The organism is Crocosphaera sp. UHCC 0190 (genome assembly GCF_034932065.1).
In the GTDB taxonomy this organism is placed as follows: domain Bacteria; phylum Cyanobacteriota; class Cyanobacteriia; order Cyanobacteriales; family Microcystaceae; genus UHCC-0190.
The window spans coordinates 1-22,333 of record NZ_JAYGHP010000014.1 but is presented as its reverse complement, the minus strand read 5'-3'; the positions used below and the strand labels follow the sequence as shown (position 1 = coordinate 22,333).

Below are 22,333 nucleotides of genomic sequence, written 5' to 3'. Positions count from 1 at the left end.
GGTGGGCATTGCCCACCCTACATTAATTAAGCACCTACCGCTTCTTTCGCTGCATACATTACCTCAAGAGTAATCTCAGAGAATCCTCGTTCACGGGCAAACTTTTCAGTATTTCGTTTCACTTTACCCCGTACAAAACCAGGAACCTTATTCAATTCTCCTTGTGCTTCTTTGTTCCAATTCAAATCAGAATCAGCCGAAATTCCTTTCGTAATTACCTCCTTAGTATCATGTCCCCCAAAGATTTCTAAGAGGTGATCTTCCATCCCCAAAGTAAAGGAATTGTACACTAAATCTGCAATCTGATTTGTGCCTTCATAACCACAGAAAGGTTTGTAACCAATGGGGAAGTTTTGAATGTGAATTGGTGCGGCAATAACCCCACAAGGAATGTCTAATCTTTTCCCGACATGACGTTCCATTTGGGTGCCAAAAATAGCAGAAGGTTCAATGCGTGCGATCGCATCACCAATGGCCCCATTATCATCACTAATTAACACTTCATCGCAATATTCGCTAACTTGTTCCTTGAACCATTCTGCATCATATTTACAATAAGTTCCCGCTAAAACCACATGAATTCCCATCTCCCGTGCGAGAATTTTAGTAATCGCAGCAGCATGGGTATTATCCCCAAAGACAACCGCTTTTTTACCCGTTAAATTCTGACAGTCAATCGACCGAGAAAACCAAGCAGCTTGAGACACATATAAGGTCTGTTCGTTGATATAATTTTCATAATCAACATTAGCACCTTGAGCATTAATTACCTGTTGAATCTTCCGAATACACCGCGCTGTTTCTACCACTCCCATCGGGGTAATATCCACATAAGGCATCCCAAATTCTTCCTGTAAATATTGGGCTGACATTAACCCTAATTCCCGATAAGGAGTCAAATTAAACCAAGCTTTAGGTAAGTTCTTTAAGTTATGAACTGATGCACCTTCAGGAATCACTTCATTAACTTCAATTCCCAAATCTTTCATTAACCGTTTTAATTCTGTACAGTCATGTTGATTATGGAAACCCAGGGTAGAAATACCGATAATATTAACCGAAGGATTCGCGGTTTTTCCTTCCGGTAACTCTCCTTTTTTACGAGCTTTTTCCAGGTAAAATTTAACAATTTGATGCAAAGTTCTGTCGGCTGCTTGTAACTCATTGTAGCGATAATGATTAACATCCGCTAACATGACATCCCCTTTAGCATCCATTTGTGCGCGGTCTACAAAATTGGCTAAATCTTCTTGTAAAATACTAGAGGTACAAGTAGGCGTTAAGACAATTAAATCAGGGTTTTCTTCCCCATCTTTACGAACAATATTATCGATAACTTTCTCTTGAGAACCCCGCGCTAAAACGTTACGATCTACAATACTGGCAGTAACAGGGGTGAAATTTCTTTCCCTTTCCAACATTGACCGCATTACGTTAAAATAATCATCGCCAAGGGGTGCGTGCATAATCGCATGGACGTTTTTGAAGGAACTAGCAATGCGTAGGGTTCCAATGTGTGCAGGGCCAGCATACATCCAATAAGCGAGTTTCATAGAGTTCTCCTTTATATGTTGAAATAAGACGTGATGATGACACGAGTTTAAGCTGTTTTTGATTGTCTCAAAGTTGTCGCGTTTATTGAGTGTTTGCTTAAATAATGTTACATAAGCAAAAATGCCCTCTATTGCTTATTTTGACTGGGTTTGATGGGGATTTTAGCAACGTTTGGGTTGTTTAATTTTAATGAATCTTAATGTTGTTAGTTTAGATTTATCGGTGGGCAATGCCCACCCTACAATTGAAGGAGTTTAGAAAATATACAGAGAATAGGGGAATATTAGTATAAGGAATAATCGTAGTTAAACGACGAATAATGGAAATAATTATAGGCTTAGCATTACCTACCTTACCGACTTCAGAATGAAACTATACTTACCTGAACAATCTTAATCGTAGGGTGGGCATTGCCCACCTTACTAATATCAAATTAACAAAAAAAACTATGTCTAAACTAATATCAAATTAACAAAAAAAAATATGTCTAATTATCGTCGTCTGTATGTTCCTGCTGGAACCTATTTTTTTACAATTGTTACTTATCAAAGAAACCCTTACTTTGCTAATTCTGATAATGTTAACAAACTTCGTGAAGCGGTAGCTACTGTAAAACAAGAAATGCCTTTTAATATTATTGGTGCAGTAATTTTACCGGATCATCTTCATTTTCTTTGGACATTACCCCCTGAAGATCAAAACTATTCTAAACGCATTGGACGAATTAAAACAATATTTACTAAATCATTCCGAGGCAATAACACTTTACCTGATACGGTTTCTATTTCTCGACAAAAACATCGTGAAAGTGATGTTTGGCAACGACGTTTTTGGGAACACAGCCTAAAAGATGAATCAGAATTAGAAACTTATTTGAATTATATTCATTATAATCCAGTTAAACATGGTTTAGTTTCTTGTCCCCATTCATGGTTATATTCAAGTTTTCATACTTGGGTTCAAAAAGACGGATATTCATCTAATTGGGGATGTGTTTGTCAGGGAAAATTCGATAAGATTTATTATTTTGATAAGATTAAAAATTATGTGGGGGAATAATGGTGGGCAGTGCATCGGCCTACGATTAATTGGAGAAATCAAGTCTAATTAACCTTTCTCATCTGCTCTGTAAACCGTCTTAAAACCCCATTAATAAAACGATAACCATCATCATCCGAATAACGTTTGGCTAATTCTACTGCTTCATTAATCGCTACTTTTTGCGGAACTTCAAGAAATAACATTTCAGCCACAGCAAGACGTAAAATATCTTGGTCAATTTTCGCTAAACGACGCAACTGCCAATCTTGTAAAACCGCCTCAATTTGTTCATCAATTTCTTTGCGTCGTCGATGGACTGCCCCAATAATTTCTAAGGCATATTCTCGCACTTCATATTGACTTGATAATTGAATCATTTCGGGAAATTCTACCGCAGTGGCCAGACGATTAATCGCCCCTTGAGTTAAAGTTAAAGCATCTTGGATCATCGCCTTAGCACTTTCGAGAGTGGTGGCGCGGGTTTCGTATTTAAAAAGCTGATCATGGCCTCTCGTTACCTCTGCTGAGGCCGTTTCTAGGCTGTCTTGAACTTCACTGGTGAGGGTACGAATCGCAGCTAAAACAAGGTTATTGAGAGCAACTTGCTCCATTTTTTCAGCATTTCCCTTAATTTGACTGAGACTTAATAAAGCAAGTTCACGGGCAATGCGGCGCGGTTGCTGACGAGGGGGCATAATTTAATGATCAATCAGGGTTAAGGGTTGAAGACTCTTCTTCTAGGGCGATAGGGTGATTTTCTTCTGGGATTAGGGAATTATCCAGAACAACTTGGGGAGTCTTATTCGGTTGGGATAAAGACAGTGGAATCGTTGCAGGGTTATTGGGACTGACAATACCACCAGAAATTAGCACTTTGAAAGCATCTTCAATAGAAATAGGCACGTTAATCACATCATTGTTAGCAATAATCGCGTACCATCCCGATGTCGGATTAGGAGTCGTCGGGATAAAAACACTCAACATCGGTTCGTCAAGATGAGCTTGTAGAGAAGGGCTAAGGGTTCCTGTGACAAAACCAATACTCCAAACCCCGCGTCTGGGATATTCAACCATGACGACGCGACGAAATTTGGTTTTAGAATCTTTGAAAAGGGTTTCTAAAATTTGTTGTAAGGTTTTATACACGGCCCCGGCGAGGGGAATGGATTGTAAAATCCGCTCTCCTAAATCTAAGAGCCATCGACCCGCAATATTACGGGCCATCAAACCAATAATTAAAATACACAGCAACGGAACTGCAAATCCCACGGTTAAATTGAGACAGGAACTCAAAATCGGATCGAGTCCATCAAAAGGGTTGAGTTGCTTGGGAATTTGGGTTAGAAGATTGATCACCCAGGTAGCGATTGTAATCGTTAACCAGATTGTTGTCGCCAAGGGAATGACAACTAATAAACCCGCAATGAGATCGTTTTTTAAATCCTGTTTGAAGCGTTGTAGCACAGAGTACCAACTCTCCATACAATAAAACTGACAATCCAAAACACTAAGGTTTAGGGTGTTTTGGCATAGCATCATAGATTATTATTTTAACAGAAATTTTGGCAGAAGTCCCCTTCTTAGAGAGGAGGGAAAAGTTAAGGCTTTCTCCCTCCCCCTCCGACCCACTTGAGCAAGAAATTGCTTAGCGTTTGGGAGCTTTCTGACGAGGGGCCATTTTGGGGCCGCTCATGGAGATGCGTAAGCCAAACACACCAATCACAAAATAAACAATTGCCAGCATTAAACTACTTAGACCAATCCGTAAACTTTGCTTAAGAGCTTGAGTTTTCGCTTGATCTTCAGCTTGTTTGCGACGAGTGACTAATTGGGTTTCTAATTGTTTTTTCAACTCATCGGTTCTTTTCTTGTATTCGGCGGGATTTTTCGCTAGTTCCCGTAAACCTTGTAATTGATCCCTCTGTTGACGAGCGGCCTCTAATTGTTGAGCATTGAGTTGTTGTCCTTGAACTTGACCTGTTTCAATCGCTTGATTGAGTGTTTGGAGTTGTCCAGTGAGTCGTTGAGGATTTTTCGACAGGGAATCGACCTGAGTTAAGAAGGCCTGGATTTGTTGGGCCCCTTGACCAGCCCCTTGTTGAATTTGCTCTAAGGCGTTAGTTTTGGCTAAATTAAGGTTATTGAGGTGTAGAGGAACCATCAACAAAAAGACAAGTCCCAAAACAGCCGAAAGGATAAAAACAGGTAATCGCAGATCAAACCCAGATTTTTTGAGGGGAGAAGTATCAACTAAACTATCAATCCAATAGCCGACTAAAATAAATCCCATACCCACTAAAGGAACAACCCCCCGATCAACAATACTGGTGACGAGGCCAATTTGCCACTGAGGATTTTCCCAGTTTAAGGGAACTGCCAGGGTGATGTAATCCAATAGAGAAGAAAGGATAAAAATCACTCCAATGAGTTTGAGCGCGAGAGAGGTAAATGCTTGATAATTCATGGTTTTTTATCAGGTTTTGGGTATCAGTTACTTAGGAGAGAACTAAGAAAGTTTAGGGACATTACTTACTTTAGAATTCAACAGTAGGGTTTAATTAACTACCTTATCAGTTTTTTCCGAGGATTTTACTTAAATCAAGGGGAGTTAGCCAAAGCAAAATCCTAACCTGAGATATGAGCTTAAAAGATTTAGGACGAATCCGCAAGGGGTAAAAGTCCGGTCAATATAATAATAAATGAATGTCAATCAGGCTGTGGGAAAACTGCCCTCTATAAGATTCAAGGCAAATGAAACAAATTCAAGTATTACCGGATAAAACTGCGCTGCTCACTCAAGCTCTGTCTTGTGTGATGGAAAAAATCAAAATAGCCCTAGAAGAACGGGGATTATGTACCCTGGTTTTAGCGGGAGGAAGTACCCCAAAACCTTTATATGAAGCTCTTTCTCAGCAATCTTTGCCTTGGGAAAAGATTCATATTTTTTGGGGAGACGAACGTTATGTCCCAGCCAACCATCCTGATAGTAATGAAGGGATGGCCCGTCAAGCTTGGTTAGATCGGGTGCCATTTCCCTCGGAAAATATTCACCCCATGCCCACAGGAAGCGGTGATCCCGCCCTTGATGCTCAAACTCATGAAACTCAATTGCAACAGTTTTTTCATGTCGCTCCTGGAGAGGTTCCCGTTTTTGATGTTATTTTGCTAGGAATGGGAGATGATGGCCATACTGCCTCTTTATTTCCTCAGACAGAGGCCCTCAAGGTGAGCGATCGCTTAATTACAGTAGGCAATAAAGACGGTCAACCTCGCTTAACTTTTACCCTTCCTTTGCTCAATCAGGCCCGTTGTGTCATCTTTTTAGTAGCAGGAGAAAATAAACGTCCCGCCTTAGCCCAAATTTTTGCCCCTGAAGCCGATGAAACCATGTATCCTGCTAGATCGGTTCAACCCCAAGGAGAACTTTGGTGGTTGCTCGATGAAGCGGCGGGGGCGGAACTGAAGTAATGGGGTAATGGGGTGATGGGGTAATTTTTCTCCTCACTCCCTCACTCCTGATAAGACGACTAAGTTGAAGTGAACTGATGATTATTTGTCCCAATTGCGAGCATCATAACCCAGATGGGGCCATGCAATGTGAGGCTTGTTATACGCCTTTGCCCCAAATGGCCAATTGTCGAAACTGTGGCACACCTTTATTAAGCAATGCGACATTTTGTGGTCAATGTGGCATTCAATCCCCCTTTGAAATGCTAGAAGAAACCCAAGAGACTCTTCCCCCACCGCCACCAAGTTTAGAAACACCTCCGATTACTCCCCCACCCTTTCCCCCGGATATTTCATCCTCATTCCCACCTCCTCCACCTGCCGCAGCGCAGATTATGCCCCCTCCCCCACCCATCGCTGCTCCCGTCATCGAGGAATCACCCCCTCCGGTAAAAAGTCTCAGTGGGTCAACCCAACTTCAAGTATTCGCTGCTAGTCTGCTCCATCTCCAAACCCAAACCAAATATGAATTACCCCAAGGATTAGAGGTCATTCATCTTGGCAAACCCAATGAACACATCCCTCCTGATCTTGATGTTTCAGGATTTCCTGATTCTGATGTGGTGTCTCGGATTCATGCGGATATTCGGGTTGAAGGCGATATCTTTTATATTGAAGATGTGGGCAGTTCTAATGGAACCTATATTAATCACAGGGCGTTACCCCCAGGTAATCGTCATCGACTACGGCCAGGCGATCGCATTTCCCTAGGGAAAGGTGACTTGGTAACGTTTATTTTTCAATTGTCATAAGTCAAACTTAGCTGCTCACCTTCAATCACCCAGAAACAACCCAGAAATCATGGACGGAAAATGGCAAATCGGCTCTTTATTAGGCATTCCTCTCTATCTTGATCCTTCTTGGTTTTTAATCCTAGGGTTGGTGACGTTAGTTAATGCTGAGGATATTAATGGTCAGGGATTGGCGGGAGATTGGCTATGGTTAGGGTGGATAGCGGGCCTGATCATGGCTTTATTACTGTTTGTCTCGGTCTTACTCCATGAGTTGGGCCATAGTTTGATGGCCCGCTCTCAAGGAATTACGGTAAATTCTATCACCCTCTTTTTATTTGGAGGAGTCGCGGCGATCGAACGAGAATCAAAAACCCCGGCCGGTGCCTTTTGGGTGGCGATCGCTGGCCCTTTGGTGAGTTTTAGTCTATCTGCTCTCTTTTTTAGTCTGATTTATGGCTTGTCTTCCCTTCATTTATTCTCAGGAATGTCCGGTAATTTCAGCAAAATTCCCCAATTATTAATCTATATGATGGTGGATTTGGCACGAATTAATTTAGTTCTGGGTATTTTTAATTTAATTCCGGGCCTACCCTTAGATGGGGGACAGGTGTTAAAAGCGATAGTGTGGAAATTGAAAGGCGATCGCTTGACGGGAGTTCGTTGGGCGGCGGCTAGTGGTAAATTGGTGGGATGGTTTGGGATCTGTTTAGGACTCTTTTTTATCCTCTTGACAGGGAGTTTAAGCGGGTTATGGTTGGTTTTAGTGGGATGGTTTATCCGACGGAATGCAGACAATTATGATCGGATTACGGAATTACAACAAAGTCTTTTAAATATTCAGGCCAGTCAGGTGATGACCCGTGAGTTTCGCGTGGTCAATGCTCGTCTAAGTTTAGCGCAATTTGCCCAGGAATATATTCTCAGGGAAAGTTATGACCCGATGGTCTATTTTGCCGCTTCAGAAGGACGCTATCGGGGGCTGATTCAGATTCGAGATTTACAAACTATTGAACGGAGTGCTTGGGACAAAATAACTTTGTGGGATATTGCCTATTCTTTGCAGGACATTCCTTCCGTTGAAGAAAAAACCCCTCTTTTTAAGGTGATTGAGCAATTAGAAGCGGTTTCTGAACGTTATCTTACCGTCTTGTCTCCCGCCGGGGCCGTGGCCGGGATTATTGACCGGGGAGATGTGGTGAGGGCGATCGCGGATTATAATAAGTTACCTATTCCTGAGAGTGAAATCAAACGAGTAAAAACTGAGGGAACTTATCCCAATTATTTACCATTAGTTGCGATCGCTAAAACTCTTGAACAAGAAAGCGATTAGGTAATATGTTTGGCTGTTTGGCTCCATTTCTTTCTTTAATTAAAAATTGCCCATGAATAACCATCCCACGGGAGAATCTAATGATTCTTCGGCTCCTCAGCCAGAGGGAAAATCACTATCGAAGCTCATGCCCAAAGCTTTATTGGAAGCCAAACAAAAGCTTAAGACTAGACTCCTTTTGTGGGCATCATTAGTGGGTATTTTAACCGGAGGAGTCGGCACTTTATTCCAAGTAGCAGTCCATCAAGTCATACTCGGAAGAGAACAGTTAATTGAGTTGGTCAAAAATTATACTGTCCTGAATTGGTTAGTGCCAACAGTTCTTTCGGCGGTAATGGTCTATTTCGCGTTTCTGTTAATGCGTCAGGTTGCCCCTGAAACTGGGGGCAGTGGTATTCCCCAAATCGAGGGGTTTCTCAATGGACTCCTTCCGATACGATGGCAGATAGTTCTCCCAGTTAAGTTTTTGGGCGGACTATTGGCCCTGGGTAGCGGTATGGTATTAGGGCGAGAGGGCCCGACGATACAAATGGGCGGGAGTATCGGTAAGATGGTGGGGAGTTACTTTCGGTCTTCGGGAGAACAAGTCAAAACTTTAGTAGCCGCAGGGGCAGGAGCAGGACTAGCCAGTGCTTTTAATGCACCTCTGGCCGGCATCTTATTTGTGAGCGAGGAGATGCGTCCTAACTTTGAAGACCGAATTAGTTCCTATCGGGCTGTGACCCTTGCTTCAGTTATGGCAACCATTGTCGTTGGAATTTTTCTTGGTCAAGGTGCCGACATCAAAATTACTAAGTTTGAGGCTCCACCATTAGAGTCACTTTTAGGCTTTGCAATTTTAGGCATCTGTTTGGGAGTAATTGGTTATTTTTTCAATCTCTGTCTTTTTCGCACTCTTGACTGGTTCTCTAACCTACAGGGTATGGCCTATGTTCTAACTGGCTTATATGTTGGTGCTGCTATCGGTTTTCTAAGTTGGCTCTATCCTCCCATTACTGGAGGGGGTGACGAGACAATTTTTTGGGCTTTTAGGAATGAAGCACCAAGCTATGTCCTCCTGTCGCTGTTTTTGCTGCGTTTCGCATTAACGATGTTCAGCTACGGTTGCGGGGCCCCTGGCGGCATTTTTGCCCCCATGCTTGCCTTAGCGACGACTTTTAGTATGGGTGGTACTCAGCAAGTCCATGATTGGTTTCAGTTCCCTTTTCTGCTTCCCGAACCAGATGCCTTTGCTGTAGCCGGAATGGGTGCTTTGGTGGCTGCCACTGTACGCGCCCCTTTGACGGCCATTGTACTCACCATTGAGATGACAGACAACTATTTGCTAATTCTTCCCCTTTTAGTAACCTGTTTAACTTCTACCATTACAGCCCATGCCCTGGGTGGAGAACCGATTTACAGTGTGCTTTTGAAGCGAAACTTGAGCCGCAATAAGATAAGCACCCAAATTGATTCTTGAATATTTCCTAATATCTGATGGCTGCTTTTTCCCCGATTAAATCAATATTTAGTCGGGGGTACTATATAAAGACACTAATCTGGCAACAATTACCGTCAAATAAATTGCCCCTGCCATGGCTTCAAAATTAGCCAAAACCATGACCCATTTTCCAACGGGAAAAATATCTCCGTAACCAACAGTTGTTAAGGTGATTAAGCTGAAATACATTGCCAAATTCCAAGGTTTTAGTTCATATTCCCTTTGCTCATTAATATGAAAAGCCTGGGGATCAATTTGCCAAATCATAAAATAGATAAATGACCAGATAATTCCGATAAAAAGATAAGCAGTGATGGCTAAAATAATGGTTTGATTCGTTACTTTTGACCGGTGGGCGAGTATCTTCACAGTAGTTAGCCAACCGTATGCAAAAATTCCAACTCTAATTAATCCAGCATAAACTAAAAAGAAAGTTTTAAAAGTAGGAATCCAATTAAAATACAAAAATAAATCAGCTAAAAAAGCTGTTAAAATCAACAATAATAAAACCTTAAGACTTCGGTGAGAATAAACATGATTATGTTTATAAACGCCCCTAAAGCTAATTAAAGACATCGTGAAGAGAAAGAGAATATTTACACATAAAAACTGTACCGTGTTTTCACTAATAATAGCAATAATAATACTAACCACAGTCAACATCAAAATCAAATAAGAGTCAGTCAATCTGTCTAGCATAAAATACCCTCATCAAGTAGTTATTTATCAGTAAAATTAAGTTATTTTTTTTAAATATTATTCAATAAAAATAGAGACGTTCTATCTATATAACGTCTCTATATACAACTGTTAAAAAAGCTCAAGGGTAAACACGATTAAGCCTTAATAAAATCGTAAATATTGAGATATTTTTCCCCTGGATTATTCCAAGAATAATCATATCTCATCCCTTGTTGAGCTAATCGATAAAAGCCCTCACGGTCGGTATACCACAATTCTAAGGCGCGGTGCATGGCTGATTCTAAGGCACTAGAATCAGTTTGGAAGAAGACATAACCGTTGCGTTCTTCTGGGAGATGAAACTCATCATAATCCCGATCAAACACAGTATTAATTAATCCTCCAACCCCACGAACAATGGGAACAGTGCCATATTTTAAGGCGATCATTTGGGTTAACCCACAAGGTTCATAATTACTAGGAACAACGATCATATCTGCCCCGGCATAAATGAGGTGGGATAATTCTTCATTAAAACTAAGCTCTAAATGAACATCAGGATTATTATTTAAGTGGTGTTTTTCGTGCCAGAACCACTTATTAATATCTGGGGCAGTGGCTGAACCTAATAAGACAAATTGGGCGTTACGGGCCATAGCATAATACATGGCATGATGCACTAAATGAACCCCTTTTTGATCGTCTAAACGACCAATATAAGCAATTAGAGGTTTGTCTTCATCCCGAAGTAATAAGCGTTCCCGTAAAGCTTTTTTATTCTGTGCTTTTAATTCAAAATCTTCAACCCCATATTGAGTGGGAATATAGGTATCAACTTCGGAACTCCAGATAGTATAATCAAGTCCATTAAGAATCCCGCCAAATTTTTGTTGATGGATTTCTAAAGTATGGCCTAAGCCATAGCCTTCGTTACCAAAACGGGCTTCCCAACCATGGTGAGGAGAAACAGTATTAACATAATTAGCGTAAACAATTCCCCCTTTCATCAAGTTGATGGCACTACCATTAAAGTTGTCTTGTAGGCGATCATAATTGAGGTAATAAAGGTCATTATTTAACCCCGTGGCCCATAAAATATCAATTCCGCAAATTCCTTGATGTTTAAAGTTATGAATGGTATAACAAACTCGCTGTCTATCCATGCCATGAAATTTATACATCTCGTATAACATCACCGGAACGAGTCCCGTTTGCCAATCATGACAGTGGATAATATCAGGCCGTTTATTACTCTTAAGTAAGAATTCTAAGGCTGCTTTACTGAAAAAGGCAAAGCGAAAATGATCATCTAACGCCCCATAATAATGACCGCGATTAAAGAAGTTATCACCAGAGTGGGGTTGAATAAAGAAACATTGTACCCCGTGTACTTTCCCATAGAAGACAGAACAGTGAATTGTTCCACCGTACCAAGGTACGAATAAATCCCGATAAGCTTCATGAAGTCCCCAGATATGGTCATAGCGCATACAATCATACATGGGGAGAATCAGTTCAACACAATGACCGCGGCTTTCAAGTTCACGACTTAACCCGTAAACCACGTCACCTAAACCACCCGCTTTAATCACGGGGGCGCATTCTGAGGCTATTTGGACAATATACATAGTGGTTTCTTATCTAATCCCTCTTGGTTTTTTTGGGCTATTGTATTAATTCTTAATATTCTAGAGGGAATCTGTCAATCTGACATGGTTTTGATAGTCTTGAAAGTTGTGCCGTCTGGAGAGTAGACTTGGGAAGGGTTGTAACAATTATTTTTGCTCTGACTTTGACTTGATGTTGACCCATGTTACCCTAATCTGAACCATAATAATAATGAGTTTTTGGGAAAGGGATCTATGGTTTCACCGGTTGATTTTCAATTGGTTAATGCGGCGCGTCAAGGGGACTGTCCAACAGTGCAAACATTGCTTATGAAAGGGGCGCAGGTGAATGCAACGGATTTACAAAATACCAGTGCATTAATGTATGCGGCACAGCGAGGACATCAGGATATCGTGCGTTGTCTTTTGGAGGCAGGGGCCAACGTTAACCAAAAACGCATCCCTTCCGGGGTCAGTGCTTTAATGTTAGCCGCGGCCGCTAACCGAGTTGAAATTATCAAAGATTTGATGGCGGCAGGGGCCAACGTTAATCAAACTAATGAAGATGGTAGCCCTGCTTTGATGATTGCCGCTTATAAAGGCTATTTAGAGATCGTCAAAATTCTAATCGCTGCGGGGGCGAATATAAATCATCAAGACAAAGATGGAGATGATGCCCTCAAGCTGGCTATTAAAGGGGATTATCCCCAAGTTATTGAGATATTACGCCAAACGGGAGCAACCCTTGATGATGAGCGAGAGGCCCTAATTGTTGCTATTCGCGCTGGTAGCTTAAAGACGTTTCAAGCTCTCTTAAATCCCCAAATAGATATTAATCAACCCAATGCTGAAGGCGAAACCCTGTTATCCTTAGCAGCATCGGAAGGAAAAACTGCCATTATCCAAGCTTTATTAGCCGCAGGAGCCGAGGTAAATCGAAAAGATGAGGACGGAGAAACCCCCTTGCATTATGCTACCGTAGAGGGGCATTTAGAGGCAGTCAAGGCCTTATTAGAAGGGGGCGCAAATGTACATCAGGCCAATCAATTTGGCGACACAGCTTTAATTTTGGCGGTGGTACAAGGATACCCGATGATTGTCAAAGAATTACTCCAACGAGGGGCAAATCCCAACCGTCAGAATTATGGTGAAACTCCCTTGACTTTGGCGATCGCCCAAGGCAATTTAGAAGTGATTCAAGCTTTATTAAGCGCAGGGGCTGATCCTAATACGCACTTTCCCAATGGACAAACGGGGTTAATGAAGGCAGCAGACAAGGGCAATATTACCTTAATACGTCTTCTACTCAAAGCTGGGGCAGATGTGCAGCTAAAGGATACAACAGGGGCCACCGCCTTGATGTGGGGTAGTCATCGCGGTTATGTTGATGTGGTTAAAGTGTTATTAGATAATGGAAAGGTTAATTTAGAGGAAAGAAATCAGGGAGGCTATACTGCTTTGATGTTAGCTCAATATAATCATTATCCTGAAGTTGTGGAATTATTAAAAAAGGCAGGTGCTAAATAAATCATTTTAAAAAAATTTTCCTTAACCCCTAACACCTAACACCTAACCATGCGAACTTATACTTTAATTGCTCCTGCTAAAATCAATTTATATCTCGAAATAATCGGAGATCGCCCCGATGGTTATCATGAATTAGTGATGATTTTACAAACGATTGAATTGGCTGATCGTCTGGAAATTCGCTGCAATGGCATTCAAGGAATTCAGTTACATTGTAATCATCCCCTTGTCCCTTTAGATCAGACAAATTTGGCCTATCGTGCGGCTCAATTAATGAGTCAAGAATTTCCTGAAGCTTTTGGCAATTATGGCGGGGTTGATATTACCATTGATAAACAAATTCCTGTTGCTGCGGGGTTGGCAGGGGGTTCAACTGATGGGGCTGCAGTTTTAGTCGGGTTAGATTTATTATGGGAATTAGGATTAACCTTACCCCAATTGCAACGTTTAGGGGAAAAATTGGGATCAGATGTGCCGTTTTGTGTGGCAGGAGGAACAGCGATCGCCACAGGTAGAGGAGAAAAATTAGATCCCATTCCAGACTTGGATAGTTTATGGGTTGTGTTAGCAAAATATCAAAATCTTTCTGTTTCTACCCCTTGGGCCTATCAAACCTACAAAAAACAATTTGGTGAGACTTATCTTAAGGATTTAAAAAATATTGAATCTCGAACCTCCCAAATTAATTCTGGCCCTTTAGTAAAAGCAATTAGTCAAAAAGACAGAAAAAAAATTGGCAAGCTATTACATAATGATTTAGAAAACGTTGTCTTACCTGAATATTCCCAAGTTGCTCAATTAAGAAATATTTTACAACAAGCTGGTGGACTAGGAACTATGATGTCAGGATCGGGCCCAACGGTGTTTACATTGTGTAATTCTCAAGCAGAAGCAGAAACAATTCAACAAAAAGCTAGACAAGAAATTAAAGATCCAGACTTAGAATTTTGGGTAACTAAACTATCAAGTACAGGTATTCAAGTTGCTTCTGTTTAGATGCGTATAAATAAACGTAGGGTGGGCATTGCCCACCCTACAGGTGTTGTGAGTTTAATGTACTCACTGTGAGAACTAAAATTATAAAATCTTGATGATGTAATTCTTTCTTCCCTAGGACAGAAGGTTTATAATAGGAATTGATTAACCAAGCCTTAACTCATGACTCGTTATCACCAAATTCGCATTCATCACCGTCAAATCGCTCAAGAATACACCCTAAAAGTTCCTGATGATCGCTACATTCTTCATAGTGCAGAAGATCAAGGTTACGAACTTCCCTTTTCCTGTCGTAATGGTGCTTGTACCGCCTGTGCTGTGCGTATTTTATCAGGAGAAGTCGATCAACCGGAAGCAGTAGGACTCTCTCCCGAATTACAAGAAAAGGGCTATGCTCTATTATGTGTTAGCTATGCACAATCAGATTTAGAAGTGGAAACCCAAGATGAAGATGAAGTCTATGAACTGCAATTTGGGCGATATTTTGGTAAAGGCAAGGTTAGATTAGGATTACCCTTAGATGATGATTAGAGATTCAGGATTTTAGGAATTTTTGTTAGGGTTTCATTACTAAACTAAGCAATAATAGAAGCAGAGAATCGATTAAATCATCATGGAATTACCAAGTCAAAAGGAACGAGAACTATTTCTCGATATTGCCACAGAATCTGTCATGACTGCGGGGATAATTTTACAAGATCTCGTTGGACAATTGGAAAAAATTGAAGAAAAAGGTCGTCCAGGAGACTTGGTGACGGAAGCCGATAAAAAAGCAGAATCCTCTGTTTTAAAAATTTTAAAAAGTCGGGTTCCCTCTCATCAAATTTTGGCAGAAGAATCCGGTAAATTAGGAACCGAAGGGAGCGATTATCTTTGGGCCATTGATCCCCTTGATGGTACCACAAATTATGCTCATGGTTATCCAGCTTCTTCGGTGTCCATTGGCTTATTATTTAAGGGTATTCCCCTAGTTGGTGCTGTTTATAATCCCTTTCGTCAAGAGTTATTTCGTGGTGCAAAAGGATTAGGAGCCACCCTCAATTATCGCCCTATTCAAGTATCAAAAACTAAGGAATTAAATAAAAGTTTATTAGTAACAGGGTTTGCTTACGATCGCCGCGAAACTCCAGACACAAATTATCCCGAATTTTGCTATCTTACCCATCTTACCCAAGGGGTGCGGCGCAGTGGCTCCGCATCCGTTGATTTAACTGATGTCGCTTGTGGACGCTTAGACGGTTATTGGGAAAGGGGGTTAAGTCCTTGGGACATTGCCGCTGGTATTGTCATTTTAGAAGAAGCAGGGGGCAAAGTCACCGCTTATGACGAAAGTCCTTTAATCATTGAGTCAGGGAGACTTTTAGCCACGAATGGAGAGATTCACCATGGTTTGAGTCAAGCATTAGATGAGGCATTACCTTGGTTAAAAAAATTCTATTCCTAAACAAGCGAAAACCTTCATCTAAGTAAAAGTTCAAGTTATATAAACTAGCGAAAATCGAAGGAAAATGATATGATCCAAGAAGACAACGATTAAAAGTAAAATTGACGAGCCAAGCTTAAATACTCTCCATAGAGAGTCAAGAAAAAGTTTGAGCAGTCAATTAAGGAATATTGCCTAATTAACAGAGGGGAAATATTCTCAAAAAAGGAGTAAGTAAAACGTTTATTTGTGCTAGTTTCAGAGAAGAGCCACTGAAAATAGGGCATTGGCGATTAGGGGTAGGCTGTAAATTCTATGTCTTTTCCAGTACAACAAGGACTCTTTAAATATGATGTAATCGATCATTATGCAGTTTTGGGAGTTCCCCTAGGTGCTGATAGTCGGCAGATTCGTCAGCGATATTTAAAAATTGCTTATATTCTCCATCCCGATACTTTTAGGGGCAAAACAGAAAGAGAAAAAAACCGTGCCAATAAAATCTTATCAAAATTAGTTAATCCTGCTTATGAACAACTTTCAAAAGATCGTTCTCGCAACGAATATTCACTGGTTTTAGCGCAAATGGGACATAATTTAGCGAAGGAATTAAGTAGTATTACCCTGGCGACAGATGAAGCCCAAAAACTGATGCAGACCAGCCACAACGCCGAACTAACTTATCATAAATTATTGTTACCGATCATTGCTTCACAATACAATGATTTGGAACAAGTTTTTAATAAAATTGCCCAAATTAGTGAATTGAATTTAATTTATTTAATGATCAAACAAGGGGAACAAATTAAAGCCAAAGCTAGACCAAAACCCCCATCCCAGACCCCCCCCTCCGCCAAGTCCAAGACTGAAAAAAAAGAGCAAGTTTCAGCCATTGCTACTTCCTTAAAACGGGCCCAAGATTACATCAAGCGCAATAACACCTCTCAAGCCGTCATCGAATTGCGAGAAATCCTGAAAAAAGAACCGAATAATAGTAGCTGTCATGGCTTATTAGGATTAGCCTATATCAAAGAAAATCAGCTAACAATGGCCAAGGTTCATATCAATAAAGCCCGTAAAGTCAACCCTCAAGATCCCATTGTCATTGAAGCTAAAGAAGCATTAGATAAAGTCTCTCCTGAAGAAAATAAAGCCAAGTCTGCCGATAAACCCCAAAAAACTGGGCTATTTGGTTCTTTATTTGGTAAAAATCGCTAAAAAACCATCAAGATGATGGAGAAAAAAAAGAGAGAAAACCCGACCAATTAGGTTGGTTTCCTCTCTTACTCTTAATATTTAAGATCTTATGGTTTTTGCATGAGGGTCAAAGATTAGGGATTAGTCGCACGAGCATTTGATCCTTTAGAGGTAGCAATTTCTTGTTTTAGCACCTCAAACGCCTTATCAAACTGGGGATCGCCAAACGCCCCGATTTTGTCCCGTTCTTGCTGAAGTGCTTTCCGTTCCTCATCAGTCAATTCTAGAACCACATCAGGATCAATCCCATGTTTGTTGATATCTCGACCACTAGGGGTTAAATATTTAGCAATGGTCACAGCGAGTCCTGAACCATCTCCCAACCCTCGGACGGACTGTACTAATCCTTTACCAAAGGTCTTACTGCCCACTAAGACGGCCCGATCATTATCCTGTAAGGCACCCGAAAGAATTTCACTGGCACTCGCAGAACCGCCATCCACTAAAATAACTAACGGTTTATTCGTTAAGGCCCGTTTATTAGCCCGTTGTACCTCTGTCTCTCCCGTGCGACTGACGGTAGAGACAATTTTGCCTTCATCAAGCCACATCCGAGCAATTTCCACACTCGCGTAGAGCAAACCGCCTGGATTAGAGCGTAAATCTAGGATATAACCGTTAACCTTAGCCGCTTCAGCTTCTTGAATAGCATCGCGCATTTCTTCCCCAGCTTGCGCGCTAAACTGAGTCAAACGGATATAGCCAATTTTACCAGAGGGAGTTTCTTCGACACGGGCCCGCACGGGGTGGAGTTCAATCCGCGCTCTGACGATAGAGTAATTAGTTTCCTTACCAGCACGACGAATGGTTAAGGTGACATCCGTTCCTGGTTTACCGCGAATCAATTTAACGGCATCTTCTACTTCCATGCCTTGAGTTGTTTTGCCATTAATTTTAGTAATGACATCTTTGGAAAGAATGCCCGCCTCAAAAGCAGGGGTGTCCTCAATGGGGGAAACGACTACCAGTTCCTTAGTTTCTTCATCCTTGGTAAGTTGAATGCCGACCCCTGTTAATTCCCCAGAGGTATCAATTTGCATATTTTTGAATTCTTCGGGGTCCATGAAGCGCGTGTAGGGATCGCCGAGGGATTTTAGCATCTCTCGAATGGCTTTGTAAGCTTCTTCCTTATTCGCGTAGGATTTTCCTAGATATTTAGTGCGAACGGCACGCCAATCAAGTTGATTAAAGGTTCCATCAACGTAAGTGCGATCAATGATTTGCCAAACTTCATCGACTAATTCTTTGGGATTATCTTGAAAAAATGCTTGGCTGCGGGAAAGGCGAAGGCCCGCTCCGGTAACAGCCACCGCAGTAAGAACGGTAGCAGTAGCAGCAAGAATAAGCCCTCTTTTGTGATTGACCATAAGCTCTAGTGTGTGTTAGTGAAACTTTTATAACATCCGAATGCTGACTCTAGCACAGGAACTTGCGGGGAATATTTACATCAGTGTATCTTAGACTCAAGTTACCTGGCTGATTAACCTCATAATATGTGAATTAATTTTAAGTAGAGTAGCCTCCTTTAGTTATAACATTTTCTGAGTAATGGTTATTGTAATCCCATGACAGATAGTACAGTTGTTTTGGCTGATGCCCTAAAAACTCAGCGTCAAACCCTAAGTCATCAGCGACGCTTGAAAGCTTGGCAAGGAGTTTGGCGTTTTGCTGCCCTTTGTGGCATGACAGGGGGGTTAGTGTGGAGCTTAGGTTTGCCCGATTGGGTGATTCGAGGGTCATCTCAAGTTAAGATTACGGGAAATCAGTTACTAAATCTGGAGCAAATTCAACAAATGCTTCAGATGAATTATCCGCAATCGATTTGGCAACTACCGATTCATCAATTGACCGAACAACTCGAATCCCAACCTCCTATTGAGGATATCCATATTACCCGTCAGTTGTTTCCGGCTCAAATTACTTTGACTGTGAAGGAAAGACAGCCTGTGGCTAAGGCTTCTTTTGGTAAAGAGGGAGGGTTTCTCGATGCTGAAGGGGTCTGGATTCCTCAAAAATTCTACCCACAAGGGGCTAAAATAGCTACTGCGACTCAGTTAACTATCTTGGGACTTAATCGGCAGTCCCAGACTTACTGGGAACAAATGTATCCTATGATGATCAGTTCTCCTGTCAAAATTATGATTGTTGATTGGCGCGATCCGAGCAATCTTATTTTGAAAACTGACCTGGGAACAGTTCATTGTGGTACTTATGATCATAAATTCTCCCAACAACTTTCCGTCTTAGCGAAATTGCGGAAACTACCCTCCCAGGTTCCCAAAGAACGTATTATCTATATTGATTTATCTAATCCTGATTCCCCTTCCGTTCACCTCAAAGATCCCCCCAAAAAGCCCCCCAGTTCCTAACCTGGACTTAATCATGTTAATAAATGTTAACTTAGCAACATTTGTGTTATTTTGGCGCAGATTGAGTCAACTCCCTAACTTAAGGAAGAATTTTGCAGTATGAGGTGAAATCATTCAACATTGATAGTAAGCTTGGAAATGGTAATGCCCTATAGATAAATAAATAAATGGCTAATCTAGGTATTAATTAATGATACTGTGGATTAGGTAGATTCAGATTATCCTAAACTCTTGAAACAAAATAATTAACCCCCGCCAATTACAATGATCCTTAATGATAAGTTAGCTCTTAATCATTCCAGTCTAAATCATACAGAATCTGCTGAGTCTTCGAGTGCCGTGGACAGTTATCACCGACCGAGTAGTACCTCACCCTTTGTGCCAACCAATGAGTCCCTAGAACTGCCTAAGGAAGAAAGCAGGAGAAACCAAATCGTGCCGAATAACGTTGCTAAAATCAAAGTCATTGGTGTTGGTGGCGGCGGATGTAATGCAGTTGATCGCATGATTGAAAGTGCCTTGACAGGCATTGAGTTTTGGACGATGAATACGGATGCCCAAGCTCTGACTCAATCAGCTGCGCCTCACCGTTTACAAATTGGCAAGAAACTGACCCGTGGACTAGGTGCAGGGGGCAACCCTAACATCGGCAAAGAAGCGGCTCTAGAGTCCCGTGATGAAATTGCCGAAGCCCTAGAAGACACTGATTTGGTGTTTATTACCGCAGGAATGGGAGGGGGAACCGGAACTGGTGCAGCCCCCATTGTGGCGGAAGTTGCTAAGGAAAAAGGTTGTTTGACCGTTGGGGTGGTGACTCGGCCCTTTACCTTTGAAGGACGACGACGTACCACTCAAGCAGGAGAAGGGATCTCTCAACTACAAAGCAATGTTGACACCCTAATTGTCATTCCCAATAACCAATTACTACAGGTAATTTCCCCAGAAACCCCCCTACAAGAAGCATTTCTGGCGGCGGACAATGTGCTGCGTCAAGGGGTACAAGGGATTTCCGATATTATTACCATTCCTGGCCTGGTCAATGTGGACTTTGCTGATGTACGAGCAGTCATGGCTGATGCCGGTTCTGCCCTGATGGGAATTGGGGTAGGGTCTGGAAAATCTCGGGCCAATGATGCCGCTTCTTTAGCCATTTCTTCCCCCCTCTTAGAGCATTCCATTAAGGGAGCGAAGGGGGTTGTCTTTAATATCACAGGGGGTAGAGATCTCACCTTACATGAGGTCAATACCGCCGCAGAAACCATCTTTGAAGTCGTTGATCCCGATGCCAATATTATTTTTGGGGCGGTGATTGATGAACGAGTTCAAGGGGAAGTTATTGTGACAGTGATTGCTACGGGGTTTAGTGCAGAATCGGAGAATATATCGACTCCTCAAATAACTGCCACTCCCTCCCGGCCTGTTGCTCCTCCCCTCACATCTCCCAAAGAGGAACCCACAACCCCAAAACCAGCGGGTCTGGATATTCCTGACTTTTTACAAAGACGGCGTTTTCCCCGTAGTTAAGGAAAATAGCAGGAATTCCCCCAGGGTTATCCGTTATTTTAAGACTGTTAACTGCTGTATCGGCTTAAGATTGATGATGGCCAGATTGCCTTTTGTTGTTTCCTCTGACCAGTGTTATACAAAGTTCGTTGTCGTCCCGCTTTTGCTGCCCTATTTGTCACTTTAAACCCAGGAGAAAGTATCATAGTCAGGGCAGGGTCAATGGTTAGCCTCGACACAGGCGTTAGTCTGAAAACTCAAGTTTGTGGGGGTCGCCTACTTGCTCTTCTTCGGAAATGTTTTGGGGGCGAATTATTATCGGTGGATCAGTTGAGTAATACCACAAATAAGTCTTTAACAGTGGTTTTGGGCCATTCAACTATGGGGGATATCGCTCGCCTCGACTTGTCTCAGGGGTCTATTTGTTTACAACCAGGGGTTTATCTCGCTCACACATCAGGAGTGACGGTTCAAAACCATTGGGCCGGTTTGGGTAGTTGGTTGGCCGGAGATGGGTTGTGGAAAGTGAAATTAAAAGGCAAAGGACGGGTCTTTATTGGGGGCTATGGCGGTATTATCAAAAAAATGGTTTATGGGGATTTTGTCGTCACTCAAGGAAATTTATTAGCCCATAGTCCCAAACTACGGCTAAAATATCACCAGGAAGAAGAAAGCGTTAATATTGTAGTTAGGGCCGCTAAAACTAAGAATCAACGTACTCAAGGGAACCCCATTTATTGTCAATCCCGCAATCTTCAAGGATTAATTGACTATCTTCGTTCCCTGGCTTAAAAGTTTTATGAAAGTTGAAATTTTACACGAACGGGAAAATTCTCTGGCCCGTGTTATGCTCGACAATGATGAGGTATTGATGGCTCAAGGGGGAACTCTCGTCGCCATGAAGGGCAATGTTTCCTTAAATACGACTTTACGCCGGAGTTGTCGCAAAAGTAACCGACGGAATCAAGATGCGATCGCCACAGAGTCTTTATTTATTACGGAATTTCGAGCTATGGGGGAGCAAAATGAAGTTTGGTTAGCACCTTCGATGATGGGGAATATTCTGGTTCATCAAGTCACCAGTTACAAATTAATCGCCTTGGTTTCTAATTATCTGGCTTCCAGTGGAACAATGGATCTTTTTTTAGGTTTACCAGAAGTAACGCTTCCGAGCAAAAATGAGACTTTAACTTTGTTAAGTCCCACATTTCGCACTTCAAAATGTAGCATCAAAGAAATCTCGAAAAAGATACTTATTTTTCAGTTATATTCTCTATTAAAATAAGAGAACTTTTTGCTGAAGCTCCCTATTAGCATTAAGGGAATT

At 41.7% G+C, this 22,333-nt stretch carries 21 protein-coding genes; 14 read left to right on the top strand and 7 right to left on the bottom strand.

What is annotated here, in order from left to right:
* Positions 1-26: 26 nt before the first annotated feature.
* Entirely contained in the window at positions 27-1,553 is a 1,527-nt protein-coding gene (gene bchB / locus VB715_RS17355; RefSeq protein WP_323302479.1) for a ferredoxin:protochlorophyllide reductase (ATP-dependent) subunit B, read from the bottom strand.
* Positions 1,554-2,037: 484 nt separating this feature from the next.
* On the opposite strand from bchB, the gene VB715_RS17350 reads away from it, so the two are divergent.
* Complete coding sequence (locus VB715_RS17350) at positions 2,038-2,613, top strand: REP-associated tyrosine transposase (protein WP_323302478.1); 576 nt, start codon at positions 2,038-2,040, stop codon at positions 2,611-2,613.
* 44 nt (positions 2,614-2,657) lie between these two features.
* Here VB715_RS17350 and nusB read toward each other — a convergent pair whose 3' ends face one another.
* From nusB to VB715_RS17335, 3 genes are all read right to left on the bottom strand, one after another.
* Positions 2,658-3,290, bottom strand: a complete 633-nt coding sequence (nusB, locus tag VB715_RS17345; protein WP_323302477.1) for a transcription antitermination factor NusB — start codon at positions 3,288-3,290, stop codon at positions 2,658-2,660.
* Positions 3,291-3,300: 10 nt separating this feature from the next.
* Positions 3,301-4,059 (bottom strand): DUF502 domain-containing protein, encoded by a 759-nt coding sequence (locus VB715_RS17340; protein ID WP_323302476.1) that lies wholly within the window; start codon positions 4,057-4,059, stop codon positions 3,301-3,303.
* A gap of 181 nt (positions 4,060-4,240) precedes the next feature.
* The gene (locus VB715_RS17335; protein ID WP_323302475.1) at positions 4,241-5,059 is read right to left on the bottom strand and encodes an HpsJ family protein; all 819 of its coding nucleotides are present in this window, start codon (positions 5,057-5,059) and stop codon (positions 4,241-4,243) included.
* A gap of 287 nt (positions 5,060-5,346) precedes the next feature.
* Here VB715_RS17335 and pgl point away from each other — a divergent pair, with 287 nt between their 5' ends.
* The 4 genes from pgl (at position 5,347) to clcA (ending at position 9,625) form a co-directional block, all read left to right on the top strand.
* A complete protein-coding gene (gene pgl / locus VB715_RS17330; RefSeq protein ID WP_323302474.1) occupies positions 5,347-6,063 on the top strand; it encodes a 6-phosphogluconolactonase in 717 nt (238 codons plus the stop codon).
* 77 nt (positions 6,064-6,140) lie between these two features.
* Entirely contained in the window at positions 6,141-6,854 is a 714-nt protein-coding gene (locus VB715_RS17325) for an FHA domain-containing protein (protein ID WP_323302473.1), read from the top strand.
* A gap of 49 nt (positions 6,855-6,903) precedes the next feature.
* On the top strand, positions 6,904-8,166 hold the full coding sequence (locus VB715_RS17320) for a site-2 protease family protein (RefSeq protein WP_323302472.1): 1,263 nt from the start codon (positions 6,904-6,906) through the stop codon (positions 8,164-8,166).
* Positions 8,167-8,218: 52 nt separating this feature from the next.
* The gene (gene clcA, locus VB715_RS17315; protein WP_323302471.1) at positions 8,219-9,625 is read left to right on the top strand and encodes a H(+)/Cl(-) exchange transporter ClcA; all 1,407 of its coding nucleotides are present in this window, start codon (positions 8,219-8,221) and stop codon (positions 9,623-9,625) included.
* A 48-nt stretch (positions 9,626-9,673) separates the two neighbouring features.
* Here the strand turns inward: clcA and VB715_RS17310 are convergent, their stop codons facing one another.
* On the bottom strand, positions 9,674-10,345 hold the full coding sequence (locus VB715_RS17310; protein ID WP_323302470.1) for a potassium channel family protein: 672 nt from the start codon (positions 10,343-10,345) through the stop codon (positions 9,674-9,676).
* A gap of 137 nt (positions 10,346-10,482) precedes the next feature.
* Complete coding sequence (glgA, locus tag VB715_RS17305; protein WP_323302469.1) at positions 10,483-11,955, bottom strand: glycogen synthase GlgA; 1,473 nt, start codon at positions 11,953-11,955, stop codon at positions 10,483-10,485.
* 234 nt (positions 11,956-12,189) lie between these two features.
* On the opposite strand from glgA, the gene VB715_RS17300 reads away from it, so the two are divergent.
* The 5 genes from VB715_RS17300 to VB715_RS17280 all read left to right on the top strand — a co-directional run bounded on the left by VB715_RS17300 (position 12,190) and on the right by VB715_RS17280 (position 17,095).
* On the top strand, positions 12,190-13,461 hold the full coding sequence (locus tag VB715_RS17300) for an ankyrin repeat domain-containing protein (RefSeq protein ID WP_323302468.1): 1,272 nt from the start codon (positions 12,190-12,192) through the stop codon (positions 13,459-13,461).
* Between the two features lie 48 nt (positions 13,462-13,509).
* The gene (gene ispE, locus VB715_RS17295; protein WP_323302467.1) at positions 13,510-14,457 is read left to right on the top strand and encodes a 4-(cytidine 5'-diphospho)-2-C-methyl-D-erythritol kinase; all 948 of its coding nucleotides are present in this window, start codon (positions 13,510-13,512) and stop codon (positions 14,455-14,457) included.
* Positions 14,458-14,619: 162 nt separating this feature from the next.
* Positions 14,620-14,988 carry a 2Fe-2S iron-sulfur cluster-binding protein gene (locus tag VB715_RS17290; protein ID WP_323302466.1) on the top strand — a complete coding sequence of 123 codons (369 nt, stop codon included), beginning with the start codon at positions 14,620-14,622 and terminating at the stop codon, positions 14,986-14,988.
* 82 nt (positions 14,989-15,070) lie between these two features.
* On the top strand, positions 15,071-15,901 hold the full coding sequence (locus VB715_RS17285; RefSeq protein WP_323302465.1) for an inositol monophosphatase family protein: 831 nt from the start codon (positions 15,071-15,073) through the stop codon (positions 15,899-15,901).
* A gap of 294 nt (positions 15,902-16,195) precedes the next feature.
* Positions 16,196-17,095, top strand: coding sequence for a J domain-containing protein (locus VB715_RS17280; protein WP_323302464.1), 900 nt, complete (start codon positions 16,196-16,198; stop codon positions 17,093-17,095).
* Between the two features lie 113 nt (positions 17,096-17,208).
* On the opposite strand, the gene ctpC is transcribed toward VB715_RS17280, so the two are convergent.
* Positions 17,209-18,501 carry a carboxyl-terminal processing protease CtpC gene (ctpC, locus tag VB715_RS17275; protein WP_323302463.1) on the bottom strand — a complete coding sequence of 431 codons (1,293 nt, stop codon included), beginning with the start codon at positions 18,499-18,501 and terminating at the stop codon, positions 17,209-17,211.
* A gap of 198 nt (positions 18,502-18,699) precedes the next feature.
* Here ctpC and VB715_RS17270 point away from each other — a divergent pair, with 198 nt between their 5' ends.
* The 4 genes from VB715_RS17270 to VB715_RS17255 all read left to right on the top strand — a co-directional run bounded on the left by VB715_RS17270 (position 18,700) and on the right by VB715_RS17255 (position 22,291).
* Entirely contained in the window at positions 18,700-19,503 is an 804-nt protein-coding gene (locus VB715_RS17270) for a cell division protein FtsQ/DivIB (RefSeq protein WP_323302462.1), read from the top strand.
* Between the two features lie 264 nt (positions 19,504-19,767).
* On the top strand, positions 19,768-21,027 hold the full coding sequence (gene ftsZ, locus VB715_RS17265; protein WP_323302461.1) for a cell division protein FtsZ: 1,260 nt from the start codon (positions 19,768-19,770) through the stop codon (positions 21,025-21,027).
* Positions 21,028-21,138: 111 nt separating this feature from the next.
* Entirely contained in the window at positions 21,139-21,798 is a 660-nt protein-coding gene (locus VB715_RS17260) for a TIGR00266 family protein (RefSeq protein ID WP_323302460.1), read from the top strand.
* Between the two features lie 7 nt (positions 21,799-21,805).
* The gene (locus VB715_RS17255; protein ID WP_323302459.1) at positions 21,806-22,291 is read left to right on the top strand and encodes an AIM24 family protein; all 486 of its coding nucleotides are present in this window, start codon (positions 21,806-21,808) and stop codon (positions 22,289-22,291) included.
* Positions 22,292-22,333 lie beyond the last annotated feature (42 nt).